The organism is Kitasatospora sp. NPDC058406, from assembly GCF_042722765.1.
Taxonomy (GTDB): Bacteria; Actinomycetota; Actinomycetes; order Streptomycetales; family Streptomycetaceae; genus Kitasatospora.
Map to the genome: position 1 here is coordinate 1 of NZ_JBHXKE010000262.1, position 12,146 is coordinate 12,146.

Consider the following 12,146-nt stretch of genomic DNA (forward strand, 5'->3'; position numbering starts at 1 on the left):
GGCGGGGACCTCGGGTGCCGCCGGCCGATCGCCCTGCCCGCCCTGCCCGCCCTGACCGCCCTGCCCACCTTGACCGTCCGGGGTGACCGGGGTGACCGGTGCCGTCCCCGCTCCGGCCCGCCGCCGCCGGCGCAGCACCCAGAGCACCAGCGCCACCGGTCCGGCGACCAGCAGGAACGGCGCCGCCGCGGCCACCGCGACCGCGACGCCGCGCACGATCGCCGCCAGCACGTCCCAGCCGCCGCCCAGCGCGTCACCGACCGAGGTCCAGAAGCCGTCGTCGTCCTCGGCATCCGGCTCGTCCGGCGCCGGGGTGTCCGCCCGCTGCCGGACGTCCAGCGTGATGGTGGACAGCGAGGTCTTCGCCGACAGCTCCTTCAGCTGCTTCTGCAGGGACTCCAGGTCCGCCTCGCGGCGGCTCAACTCGCCCTCCAGGCTGGTGATCTCGGCCAGCGTCTTCGCCTGCGCCATCAGCGCCCGGACCCGGTCCACGCTCACCTGCTGGGTCTGCACCCGGCTGCCGACGTCCGCGACCTGCTGGGTCAGGTCGTCCGCCTGGCTGCGGCGGGACAACACCTCGCCCAGCCCGGCCAGCTGGTCCAGCGTCTGCTGGAACGCCGCCGACGGCACCTTCACCGTCAGCTGCCCGCTCTGCGGGCCGGGCGGATCCATGTCGACCGGGCGCTTGCCACCCCCTCCGCCGCCGGGGACCCCGGCGGAACCGCTCACCGTCTCGCTCGCCACGTAGCCGCCCGCCCCGACCGCCAGGTCGCGGGCCCGCGCCAGCGCGGCGTCCGCCTTCGCCACCCGGACGGACAACTGCGCGCTGTAGGCGATCTGACGGGTGTCCGCCACCGGCACCGCGTTCGGCTTGCCGGCACCCGCCTCCGGCGCGGCCTTCTGAGCGGCCGAGGCCGCACCCGCCGCACCGGGTGCGGCCGGCGCGGCCGGCGCGGCCGGCGCGGCTGCCGGTGCCGCCGCGTCACCGGCGACCGCCGGCGCCGCGTTGCCGCTCATGCTGCTGTCCCTCTTGTCGGACGCGCTGCACCCCCCGGCCAGTACCGCCGCCACGGCCACCGCCGCCAGCGCCCCCGCTCTCCGCCGTCCTCGTTCCACGATCGAGTCCTCCCCGCGTCCACAGTTCCGGCGCCGATTCCTTCCGGCACCCGGACCATTCGACGGGCGCGGAGCCGGATCGGACCCGCTCCGGGGGTCGCAGCTCGATCACAGCTCGGCTGCGGCCCGGACAAGGCGTCGGACCGTCTCCACCACGCTCCCCGCCCGCCGCAGCAGTGCCGCCGTCACCCCGCCGCACCGCCCCGCCGGACATCCGGGCGCCGACCTCCCGTACGACCCCGACCGGACGTGGTTCGCGCGCGCGGATGTCGCGCCCGCCCCCGCCCCCGGGGCCTCGAACGGGCGGAAGCGGGCGGATTGAGGCAAAGGTGTAAAGACCTGCAAGACTGCGAGGCATGTCGCAAGCACATGTCGTCGTGATCGGCGGCGGGATCGCGGGGCTGACCGCGGCCGCCGTGCTCAGCGGGGCCGCCGGGGGAGCGGCCCGGGCGCGGGTGACGCTGCTGGAGGCGTCCGACCGGCTGGGTGGGAAGCTCTGGGGCGGCGAGGTGGGCGGGGTCCGGGTGGACCTCGGGGCCGAGTCGATGCTGGCCCGGCGGCCCGAGGCGGTCGACCTGGCGCGCGCGGTCGGACTGGACGGGGAACTGGAACCGCCGACCACCGCCAGGGCCGCGATCTGGACGAGGGGCGCGCTGCGGCCCCTGCCCGGCGGACAGGTGATGGGCGTTCCGGGAGACCTCGCCGCGCTGGAGGCCTCCGGGGTACTGAGCGCCGAGGGCCTGGAACGGGCCCGGCACGAGGGGGCCGGCGAGGCCGTCACGGACGACGTCGCGATCGGGCGGTACGTCGCCGACCGGCTCGGCCGCGAGGTGGTGGACCGGCTGGTCGAGCCGCTGCTCGGAGGTGTCTACGCCGGCCGCGCCGACGAGATCTCGCTGCGTGCCGCCGTCCCCGCCCTGCTGCCCGTCGCCCGCGGCGGCGGCTCGCTGGTCGCCGGCGTGCACGAACTGGCCACCCGGCCGCAGACCGCCGGGACCCCCGTCTTCCAGGGTCTGCGCGGCGGCCTCGGCACCCTGCCGACGGCGGTCGCCGCCGCCTGCGCCGGAGCCGGCGTCGACCTGCGCACCCGCACCGCCGTGACCGGGCTGCGCCGCACCCCGGACGGCTGGCGGGTCGCGACCGGCGACGGCGGGGAACTGCACGCCACCGCCGTGGTGCTGGCCGTGCCCGCGCCTGCCGCCGCCCGGCTGCTGCGCGCCGACGCACCGGCCGCGGCCGTCGAGCTGGACGCCGTCGAGTACGCGGGGATGGCCCTGGTCACCCTGGCGTTCCGGCGTTCCGACCTGCCGGAGCCGCCGGCCGGCAGCGGCTTCCTGGTGCCGCCGGTGGACGGCCGCCGGATCAAGGCGTCGACCTTCTCCTCCAACAAGTGGGGCTGGCTGGAGCGCTCCGCCCCGGACGCGTTCGTGCTGCGCACCTCGCTGGGCCGGCTGCGCGAGGAGGAGCCGCTGGAACTGCCGGACGAGGAACTGGTCGCCGGATCGCTGGCCGACCTGGGCGAGGCGATCGGACTGACCGCCCGCCCGTACGACACCGCCGTCACCCGTTGGCGGGCCGGCCTGCCGCAGTACCCGGTCGGCCACCTGGACCGGGTGGCCAGGATCCGGGCTGCCGCGGACCGGGTCGGCGCGCTGGCGCTGTGCGGGGCCGCGTACGACGGGGTGGGCATCCCGGCGTGCATCGCGAGCGCCCGGACGGCCGTCGCCGGGCTCGACGGAGTGCTGACCCCGCTGACCGGGGAGAACGTCACGGAGAGGACAATGGGCGCATGACTGAGACCGTTGAGCAGCAGCCGGAGAAGAAGAAGGCACGGGACCTGAACCAGGTCATCCGCTACACCATGTGGTCGGTGTTCAAGCTCAAGGGCGCACTGCCCGAGGACCGCACCGGCCTGGCCGCCGAGGTGGACGAGCTGTTCGCCCAGCTCGACGCCAAGGACGTCACGGTGCGCGGTACCTACGACGTGTCCGGTCTGCGCGCCGACGCCGACATCCTGGTCTGGTGGCACGCCGCCGACTCCGACGACCTCCAGGAGGCGTACAACCGCTTCCGCCGCACCGGCCTGGGCCGGGAGCTGGAGCCGGTCTGGTCGAACATGGCGCTGCACCGCCCGGCCGAGTTCAACAAGTCGCACATCCCGGCGTTCCTCGCCGACGAGCGCCCGCGCGACTACGTGTGCGTCTACCCGTTCGTCCGCTCCTACGAGTGGTACCTGCTGCCGGACGCCGAGCGGCGCGCGATGCTCGCCGAGCACGGCCAGATGGCGCGCGGCTACCCGGACGTGCGGGCCAACACGGTCGCCTCGTTCGCGCTGGGCGACTACGAGTGGCTGCTCGCCTTCGAGGCGGACGAGCTGCACCGCATCGTGGACCTGATGCGCGACCTGCGTCCCTCCCGGGCCCGGCTGCACGTCCGCGAGGAGGTGCCGTTCTTCACCGGGCGCCGCAAGCCGGTCAGCGAGCTGCTCAACGGCCTCGTCTGAGGCCACCGGCCGTCGAACGCGGCCGAGGACGCCGGTCTGCGGGGCTCGTCCCGGCAGGCCGGCATCGCTGCGTCCGGGCGTCGTGGCGTGGTCGGGGCCGCCGGTCCGGCCGGACCCTCAGTGCCGGCGGAGGGCCGCGCGGAGGCGGGCGTCGGGGTGGGCGTCGGTGCCGTTCATGGCGACGGCGGTGAACAGTTCGCGCTCGTCGTCGTCGGTGAGGCCGTGCTGGCGCGGTGGGCGGACTTCGCGGAGCACCTCCTGGCCGACCGGCGAGGCCCAACCGGTGTACGGGTAGACGTCGACCCGGGCCATCAGCAGGGTCCCGGCGGTGAGCACCAGCGGCAGCGAGAACCAGGCCAGCGGTGCCAGCGCGTCACCGTCCACCAGGACGCCGGTGGCCAGCGCGGCGGCCAGCAGGACCAGCGAGAGCAGCAGCGCCTGCCGGACCTGCCGGATCACCAGGACGGTGCGCCGCTGGACGGCCGCCGGGGTCGCCAGCCCGGCGAGCGAGAGCCGGCTGCCGATCTCCAGCACGGTGGGGTGGGCGCCCATCGCCTCGCGCAGGTCGTCCGTGCGGCACTGGCCCTCGGGGCCGACGGTGGCGAGCACCGCGCGTTCGAGCCGGCTGCGGCCGCGCGGGTCGACGACCGTCGTCCACCCGGTGTGGGCCAGGTGCAGCCGGCCCCGGGACGCCATCAGGACGAGTGCCAGCTCCACCACCCGGTCCGGGCCGCCGGCCAGGTAGGCCGTCTCGTAGAGCCCGATCCCGACCGCCTCGGCCGGCCGTGGGCCCTCCTGCCCGGCCAGGGCGTCGGCGGTCGCGGCCGTCCGGACCAGCCGGATGCAGGAGAGGACCGCGGCGACGCAGGCCGGGAGCAGGAAGAGCAACCACATGGGGTTGTTGTAGACCCGCCGCCGTCGTGGGTGGAACGCATTCCCGGACCGCGATACCGAACTGTGACGTCCGGGGCGGGCGGTGGTCAGGAACCGCAGCCGCCTCCGCCTCCGCCGCAGCTGGAGGAGGAGCTGCAGGAGGACCCGGAGCTCGACCCGCAGCTCGACGAGGAGGACCCGCCGCTCGACGACCCGCAGCCGCTGCTTCCGCCGCAGCCCGAACCGGAGGAACCGGAGTCGGAGGAGGAGCCGCACCAGGTGCCCGCGGTGCCGCAGGACGAGGAGGACGAGCCGGACGAGGAGGACGAGGAGGAGCCGGCGCCGGTGTGGGCGGCGGACCGGGCGGCCTGGTCGGCCGCCGCCGAGGCGAGCATCGCCTCCCGCAGCTGCTCGTCGGCCAGCTCGGCGGTGGTGAGGCCGCCGAGCGCCACGGCACCGAGCAACGTGGCGTCGCGGGCGTGCAGGGGGGCCGGCCGGTCGGAGGGCTTCCACGGCTTGCCGGTGTTCATCAGGGTGAGCTGACGCCGCCCGGCGGGCGTGATCCGGCCCTTGAGCGGCCAGCTGGCCGGCAGCGAGAACAGGCCGAACCCGAGCATGACCAGCGGGGCCCAGAGCGCCGGGCGGTCGTAGCCGGGCTCGTCGGAGTCCAGCAGGTAGGCGGCGACGGCGAAGACCACCACGTCGAGCAGGGCTATCCAGAGCAGCCGGCGGGCGGACCTGGCCCGCCGCAGCCGCACGGGGTCGCGCAGCAGACCGCGGTCGGCGAGCCGGTCGCCGATCTCCTGGACGGCGGCGGAGCGCATCACCGCGCGGCGCAGGGCGCCGAGCTCGCCGCTCCGGGACGGGCCGGCCGCCTCGATGACGGCCTGGTCGACGGCGTCGAACGCCAGGGTGCCGGTGAGGGTGACGAGGCCGGCGCGGTTCAGGACGGCGCGGCCGTCCCGGTGCATCCGGACGAAGGCGGTGTCGAAGACCCGGCCGGGGCCGCCGGCGAGGAAGGCGGTGTCCAGCAGCGGCAGGCCGCGGCCGGGCAGGCCCTTGGGGGACGGCACGCGCTTGGCGGCCCGCTTGGCCTGCGCGGCGTACAGCGCGGCGGCGAACAGCAGGAGGGCGGGGACGAGGAAGTAGCTGTTGTGCCACATGGGCGGATTCCCCCCGGGACGTGAGCGTTCTGGTGCCGCTCGTTCTGGTGCGCGGGGCCTGGCGGCCCGGTGCGGGTTTCGGGTGCGCGGGGTCCGGCGCCCGGTGTGTGGTGGGTCGTTCGTGGGGTCCGGCGAACGGTGCGCGGACCCGGTGACGTGGTGCGAGCTCCGGTGCTCGCCTGCTGCGGCCGGGCCGCCGGGTGTCAGGTCCGGCTGCCGGGCCGCAGGGCGCGGCGCAGGCGGGCGAGCGGGCCGGGCGGTCGTTCGGGGGCCGGGCGCAGCCAGCGTTCCAGGGCCCGGCGCCGTTCGGCGTCGAGCGGGGCGGCTGCGGTGCCTTCCGTCGCCGGGTCGCGCGTCGCCGGGTCGTCCGTTGTCGGGTCGTCCGTTGCCCGGCGGGGCGGTTCGGCGAGCGCCCAGGCGGCGAAGGCGCGGGCGTCGGCGCGGTAGCCGCCGGTCTGCGGGTGCCGTCGGGCGTAGGCGAGGAAGAGCGGCCCGTACTGCGGCCCGAGCAGGCGCGGCAGTGCCGGTGCCACCTTGGCGGCGGTGTCACGGCGCTTGGCTGCCAGGGCGGCGGACTGGGCGCGGACCTGGGCCGGATCGAAGCCGGGCGGCACCGGCCCGCCGGCCACCAGGGCGGTGAGCAGGTCGGTCTGCCGGGCGGCCAGCCGCTCCCGGGCCTCGTCGGTGGCGGTCACCGTGGGCCACCGCCGTCCAGCACCCGGCGCACGGCGTCGAGTTCGGCGGCCAGTTCGGCGGGCGGCGGGAAGGCGGCGTCGCGCTCCAGCAGCACGCCGGGCGGGGCGACCCGGGCGCAGAGCTCGGCCAGCACCTCCAGCACCGGCTCGGTGACCGGGTGGGCGTGGGTGTCGTGCCAGACCCCGTCGATCATGGTGCCGCCCGCGACGTGCACGTAGGCGAGGGCCTCCAGCGGCAGGCGGTCCAGCTCGGCGGCCGGGTCGATCCCGAGGTTGACCCGGTTGGTGTGCAGGTTGGCGACGTCGATCAGCAGCCGGACGCCGGTCCGTTCGACCAGCTCGGCGAGGAACTGCCCCTCGGTCAGCTCGTCGTCCGGCCAGGCCAGCTGGGCGGCGATGTTCTCCAGCGCCAGCGGGACCGGGAGCTGGTCCTGGGCGATCCGGACGTTCTCGGCGATGACGTCCAGGGCGTCGCGGGTGCGCGGCACCGGCAGCAGGTGGCCGGCCTCCAGGCCACCGGCCCGGACGAAGGCCAGGTGCTCGGTGACCAGCGGGGACCCGAGGGCCCCGGCGGTCTCGGCGAGCCTGGCCAGGCGGGCCGGGTCGGGCCGGTCGGCGCCGCCGAGGCCGAGCGAGACGCCGTGCGGGATCACGGTCAGGCCGCGGGCGAGGAGGACGGTCAGGGACTCGGGCAGGTGGTCGGCGCAGACGTTCTCGGCGACGACCTCGACCCAGTCCAGGCCGGGCTGCCGCTCCACCACGGTGTCGATCTCGCTGCGCCAGCCGAGGCCGATGCCGAGCCGGCCGGCGGCACGGGCCGTGCCGGCCGTGGCGGTGCTGCCGGCCGTGCCGGTGGTGGTCCCCGTCGTCGTCGCGGGCGCTCGCAGTGCAGGAGAGGTCATGGGTGCGCCCCCTTCTGAGGGCTGGTGGGGAGCCGTCGGTCGGCGCGGGCCTCGTCGCCAGGGCCACCGGGCTGTGCTGCTGAGGATGTCCCCGGACGGTACCGCTGCCAAGCCTCACCCGGACATCTCAGAGCATTATTTGAGCTTGGCGGCACGCGGGTGAGGGACTTTGGTCCCCTTCCCGTGACTTCTTCGCAGGTGGGGCCGGTGGGGCGGGCCTCGGGCCCGGAGAATAATCGGCTGCGTACGAGCCCGCCGCGGGTTAGCGTGACGCACCTATGACAACACTGATAATTCGTGACTTCCGCCCCGGCGACGCCGAGGCCGCCGCGGCGGCCCACCGTGCCGGCCGCGACCACCTGGTGATGACGGCCGAGGCCTTCGCCTGGCACGCCGCCCACCAGGCCGAGGGTGCGCACTTCCGCACCTTCGTGGCGGAGCTGGACGGCCGGGTGGTCGGGTCGGTCCGTTGCGCGCTGGTCACCGGCACGACGACCAAGGGCATCGGCTACGCCAACGGCAGCGTGCTGCCCGAGTACCGGCGGCGCGGTGTCTTCACCGGCCTGCTGGCCGCCGCCGAGCGGCACCTGGCCGAGCACGGCGTGGTCGAGGTGCACAGCTGGGTGGACGAGGACGAGGACGCGTTGGCCTTCGCCCGGGCCCGCGGCTTCACCGAGGGCCGGGTGGCCCACTTCGGCGGCCGTGACCTGACGCTGCCGCTGCCGGAGGCCCCGCCGCTGCCGGCCGGCGTCGAGATGCGCCCGGCGAGCGAGTGGGCGGCCGACCCGTACCCGATCTTCGTGATCGAGGCGGACGCCATCCGGGACGAGCCGGGCGAGATCGAGATGGACGCCGCCGACTTCGAGGAGTTCCTGAACGGCGACTGGATCCACCCGGACCACGACCGCGACCTGACCGTCGTGGCCGTGGTCGACGGTGAGCCGGCCGCGTTCAGCGCGGTGCACACGGACGGCGTGGACCGGTACTGGTCGGCGTTCACCGCCTGTCGCCGGGAGTACCGGGGCCGGGGCCTGAGCAAGCTGGCCAAGCTGGAGTCGCTGCGCCGGGCCCGCGAGGCCGGGTTGCTCCGGGCGTACACCTCCAACGACGCGACCAACGCGCCGATGCTGGCGATCAACGCCTGGCTCGGGTACGAGCAGTGCGCCAGCGAGCGGAAGTTCACCAAGAAGCTGGGCTGAGACGCCGGTCGGCGGCCGGCCCGACGGACGCCGCCGGCGAAGTCGGGCGGCGGTGAGGCCGGGCCGGTCGGCCGGAACCGCGGCGGGCGTGACTGGGTGTCACCCGAACGGGTGAAGTGGGCGCATTTCGCGTGGCCGGCGCCGGGTGGGCTGCAGTGTCGGGAGTTTCTGGTGTTCTACGGGGCATCACCTCAGCGCAGACAGTTCGTGCCCGAGTCGTTCGCGCGAGGGGTGCCATGGAGATCCTCCTGCAGATCCTGGTCGGGTTCTTCCCGGCCGTGATCGGCTTCGTCGCCGCCCGGTCCCTCGCCCGCACCCGCCTCTTCCTGCGCTACGGCTTCCTGCGCGCGCTGCTCGCGCCGTACGGGCGGGTGCAGATCGTCACCCCCAGCATCGAGGTGGCGGAGTTCGCCTACGCCAAGGACGGCTGCCGGCTCACCAGCCGGGGGCCGAAGAACGTGCTCTTCATGCCGATGGCCGAGGCCCGGGCGATCGCCGAACTCACCGACCTGCTGCGGAAGATCAACCGGAAGGCGACCATCGAGCTGGTCACCGCCGGCGCCCAGGACCCGCGGATGCCGACCTTCTCGATAGGTGGACCGAGCGTCAACGCCTACTCGGCCAGCGTGCTCGCCGGCGACTTCCCGGACTTCCGGCTGGAACACCCCCGGGCGGCCCGGGCCCGTTGGGGCGGCATGGCGTTCGAGGCCCAGTACAACGCCGCCGACGAGCTGGTCCGCGACCACGGCTTCGTCTTCGTCACCCGCACCTCCCGGCACGCCCCCTGCATCGTGCTCTGCGGCGTCTTCGCCTTCGGGTCCGCGATGGCCGTCGAGGCCCTGGGGGCCGCCGGCCGGCAGTCCCCGCTGGCCGCGCTCTTCCGTTCCGGGGAGAAAGGATTCGTCGCCGTCGAGGGCCGGGTCATCGGCCTCGACACCGTCGACGTCACCGTCGAGGTGTGCCGGCCCCTGCCCCTGGTCTGAGACGCCGACGGACCGTCCCCCGGTGGGCCCTGCCCGACGGGACGGAACGGCCTGGACCGGGCGTGGTGCAAGGGGGGAGGAATCGGGACAGGACAGGATGGTCCGTGACAGGAATTGTCTTGAATTGCAGAGGCCTTGCTCCACTCCTGTCACATCATCGGCATAATCGCGCCCATGACGATCAACCGTGCGAACGTGAGCACGATTGCCGATGACCTGTACGTCTGGCTTCCCCCGAAGCGCGGATGGGGTCTCGCCAACTGCGGGCTGCTGGCTTCGCCGAGGACGGCGCTCTGGATCGACACGCCCTACGACCCCTCGCTCGCCGCGGAGTTCCTCACCGAGAGCCGCAAGCGGCTCGCCGACGGCGTCACCGTCGACCGGGTGATCGTCACACACGCCAACGGCGACCACCTCTGGGGCGCCGGCGTGCTCCCCGGGGCGGAGATCATCGCCACCCGCGAGGCGCTGGAGCACATCCACTACGAGCCGACGCCCAAGCAGCAGCACGCCCTGGTCGCGAGCAGCGACCCGGACTCGCTGCTCGGCGGCTACCTCCGGCGCCACTTCGGCCAGTTCGACTGGTCGCAGACCGAGCCCGTCCGGCCCGACACCGTCTTCCACGGCGAGCTGGAGCTGCGGGTGGGGGAGTACCCCGTGCAGATCACCGGGCTCCCGTCCGCGCACACCGGTGGCGACCTGATCGTCCACCTCCCGCACCAGCGGGCGGTGTTCACCGGTGACGTGATCTTCGGATCGAGCGCCGAACAGCCCGGCGATCACCCCTCGCACTGGGCGGGGCCGTTGGAGAACATCATCGCCGCCTGCGAGCGCATCCTGGCGACCGGTGCCGAGATCTTCGTCCCGGGACACGGACCGGTGCTCGGCCGTGCCGGCGTCCGGGAACACATCGCCTACCTCGGCCACCTGCGCGAGCGCGCGCACGCCCTGCACGCCGCCGGGATCCCCGCGCTGGACGCGGCCCGCCGGATCATCGCCGAGCAGCGCTACCCCGAACTCGGCCTGCCCGAGCGGCTGGTGCTCACCATCGGCGCCGAGTACCGGCACCTGGACGGCACGGAGGTGCCGAACGTCCTGGAGGCGATGAGCCAGGTGGCCCTGGTGGCGCGGGAGTTGGACGAGGACACTGATCGGCGCACGCCCCGGCCGCGGAACGGGACGGGCGGCACGACCACCCGGGCCTGAGCCGCCGGACACCCCCCGGGGCGACCCCGCCCCTCCGACCGAGGACCTCCGAGGACGTCGATGACGCAGCTCGTGTTGCCGGCCCTGGCACTGATCGCGGTCGCCGCGCTCGCGGCGACGGCCGTCCTGGCGCGCGCCCGCTCCCGGGCGCTGGCCCGGGCCGCCACCGCGGCGGCCGGGGCGGCCCGGACCGAGGAAGCCGCCCGCGCCGCCGAGAACCGGGCCCTCCTCGGCGAGGAGCGGGCCCGCGAGGCCCGGGCCGAGGCCCGGCGCTCGGCCGACGAGGCCCGGCAGGCGGCGGACCGCGCACTGGCCGCCGAGGACCGGGCGCACGAGGCGGAGCGCGGCACCGCGGAGGCCGTCCGCCGGGCCGTCGAGGCCGAACGCGCGACGGCCGGGGCCGAGCAGGCCGCGACCGTCGCCGGCCGCACGGCGTCGGAGGCCCGGCTCGCCGCCGAGACCGCCGAGGAGCGCGCCGCCGCCGCCGTGCGGCAGGCCGCGGCCCTGCTGGCCGAGATCGGCCACCTCGCCACCGAACGCGTGGCCGCCGCCGCCCTCCGGCTCAGCCACCCCAACGCGCCGGTCGCCGGACCGCTCGACCCGGCCGCCGTCGGCCCGGAGGCCGTCCAGACGCTCCAGGCCGTCCTCGACGCCGCGGCCGCCGCCGTGACCGACGAGCGCGAACGGGTCGACGCCGCCGCCCGCTCCGCGATGCGCGGGGCCACCTCCAAGATCCAGACCCTGCTCTACCAGATCCAGAGCCTGGTCCAGCAGCTCCAGCACGACAACGACGACCCCCGGCTGCTGGAGGTCGACTTCCGCAACGAGGTCGCGCTGCGCCGCATCCAGACCGTCGCCGTGCTCTGCGAGGCCTGGCCCGGCCTGGCCCGCACCGACTCGCCGCTCGCCGAGGTGGTGGTCGGCGCGCTCTCCCGGGTGCCCGGTTACGCCCGGATCAAGGTCGCCAACCACCTGCGGGAGAGCCGGCTGGCGGTGGTCGCCCGGGCCGCCGAGCCGCTGGCCATCGCCGTCGCCGAGCTCCTCGCCAACGCCACCGCGTACTCGCACCCGGAGACGGACGTCCCGGTGACCGTCCAGCAGGGCGGCCGGGGCGCGCTGGTGATCGTCGACGACAGCGGCATCGGGATGGAGGAGGACCAGCTGAGCCGGGCCCGCCGGCTGCTGTCAGGTCCCCCCGAGGTCCTGCTCACCGAGCTGGGCAACCCGCCGAAGACCGGCTTCGCCGTGGTCGGCAAGCTGGCCCGCCAGTACGGCTTCTCCTGCCACATCGAGCCCTCCCCGTACGGCGGCATGCGGACCATCGTGCGGGTCCCGGCCGGACTGCTGACCGTCATGGACGAGGGGCAGCAGCTCTCGGTGCTCACCCCGCTGCCGCTGCGGGCCGGGGCCGGGCCCGCCCCGGCGCCCACCGTGCAGGCGGTCCCGACGCCGTACACCCGCCGGTCCGGGGACCGCTCCGGTGCGGCAGGCGGGTCCGGTGAGTCC

At 75.3% G+C, this 12,146-nt stretch carries 9 protein-coding genes and 1 pseudogene; 6 read left to right on the plus strand and 4 right to left on the minus strand.

The window, feature by feature from the left end; all coding sequences use genetic code 11:
* Positions 1–1,017 (minus strand): DUF4349 domain-containing protein (locus tag ACFWOG_RS34410; protein WP_380363175.1); only part of this gene is annotated, 1,017 nt, incomplete at its 3' end.
* Positions 1,018–1,472: 455 nt separating this feature from the next.
* Here ACFWOG_RS34410 and hemG point away from each other — a divergent pair.
* The gene (gene hemG, locus ACFWOG_RS34415) at positions 1,473–2,909 is read left to right on the plus strand and encodes a protoporphyrinogen oxidase (RefSeq protein WP_329876423.1); all 1,437 of its coding nucleotides are present in this window, start codon (positions 1,473–1,475) and stop codon (positions 2,907–2,909) included.
* Entirely contained in the window at positions 2,906–3,619 is a 714-nt protein-coding gene (hemQ, locus tag ACFWOG_RS34420) for a hydrogen peroxide-dependent heme synthase (RefSeq protein WP_329876421.1), read from the plus strand. The genes hemG and hemQ overlap by 4 nt, the downstream gene beginning before the upstream one ends.
* A 117-nt stretch (positions 3,620–3,736) precedes the next feature.
* Here hemQ and ACFWOG_RS34425 read toward each other — a convergent pair whose 3' ends face one another.
* The 3 genes and pseudogenes from ACFWOG_RS34425 to ACFWOG_RS34435 form a co-directional block, all read right to left on the minus strand.
* Complete coding sequence (locus ACFWOG_RS34425) at positions 3,737–4,513, minus strand: TIGR04222 domain-containing membrane protein (RefSeq protein WP_329876419.1); 777 nt, start codon at positions 4,511–4,513, stop codon at positions 3,737–3,739.
* Positions 4,514–4,599: 86 nt separating this feature from the next.
* Complete coding sequence (locus ACFWOG_RS34430) at positions 4,600–5,655, minus strand: TIGR04222 domain-containing membrane protein (protein WP_380363179.1); 1,056 nt, start codon at positions 5,653–5,655, stop codon at positions 4,600–4,602.
* Positions 5,656–5,858: 203 nt separating this feature from the next.
* Positions 5,859–7,144: pseudogene (locus tag ACFWOG_RS34435) on the minus strand (DUF692 family multinuclear iron-containing protein).
* Positions 7,145–7,530: 386 nt separating this feature from the next.
* On the opposite strand from ACFWOG_RS34435, the gene ACFWOG_RS34440 reads away from it, so the two are divergent.
* From ACFWOG_RS34440 to ACFWOG_RS34455, 4 genes are all read left to right on the plus strand, one after another.
* On the plus strand, positions 7,531–8,451 hold the full coding sequence (locus ACFWOG_RS34440; protein WP_380363181.1) for a GNAT family N-acetyltransferase: 921 nt from the start codon (positions 7,531–7,533) through the stop codon (positions 8,449–8,451).
* A 236-nt stretch (positions 8,452–8,687) separates the two neighbouring features.
* Positions 8,688–9,434, plus strand: a complete 747-nt coding sequence (locus tag ACFWOG_RS34445) for a hypothetical protein (RefSeq protein ID WP_329876414.1) — start codon at positions 8,688–8,690, stop codon at positions 9,432–9,434.
* A 174-nt stretch (positions 9,435–9,608) separates the two neighbouring features.
* Positions 9,609–10,640: an MBL fold metallo-hydrolase gene (locus ACFWOG_RS34450; RefSeq protein WP_329948621.1), complete on the plus strand. Its 1,032-nt coding sequence runs from the start codon at positions 9,609–9,611 to the stop codon at positions 10,638–10,640.
* A 60-nt stretch (positions 10,641–10,700) separates the two neighbouring features.
* Positions 10,701–12,146: ATP-binding protein (locus ACFWOG_RS34455; protein WP_380363185.1), on the plus strand; the 1,446-nt coding region annotated here is incomplete at its 3' end.

What these genes read in the sequence shown, in the direction of transcription:
- hemG (WP_329876423.1), top strand. Translation starts at nt 1,473, where the DNA reads ATGTCGCAAGCACATGTCGTCGTGATCGGCGGCGGGATCGCGGGGCTG.
- hemQ (WP_329876421.1), top strand. Translation starts at nt 2,906, where the DNA reads ATGACTGAGACCGTTGAGCAGCAGCCGGAGAAGAAGAAGGCACGGGAC.
- ACFWOG_RS34425 (WP_329876419.1), bottom strand. Translation starts at nt 4,513, where the DNA reads ATGTGGTTGCTCTTCCTGCTCCCGGCCTGCGTCGCCGCGGTCCTCTCC.
- ACFWOG_RS34430 (WP_380363179.1), bottom strand. Translation starts at nt 5,655, where the DNA reads ATGTGGCACAACAGCTACTTCCTCGTCCCCGCCCTCCTGCTGTTCGCC.
- ACFWOG_RS34440 (WP_380363181.1), top strand. Translation starts at nt 7,531, where the DNA reads ATGACAACACTGATAATTCGTGACTTCCGCCCCGGCGACGCCGAGGCC.
- ACFWOG_RS34445 (WP_329876414.1), top strand. Translation starts at nt 8,688, where the DNA reads ATGGAGATCCTCCTGCAGATCCTGGTCGGGTTCTTCCCGGCCGTGATC.
- ACFWOG_RS34450 (WP_329948621.1), top strand. Translation starts at nt 9,609, where the DNA reads ATGACGATCAACCGTGCGAACGTGAGCACGATTGCCGATGACCTGTAC.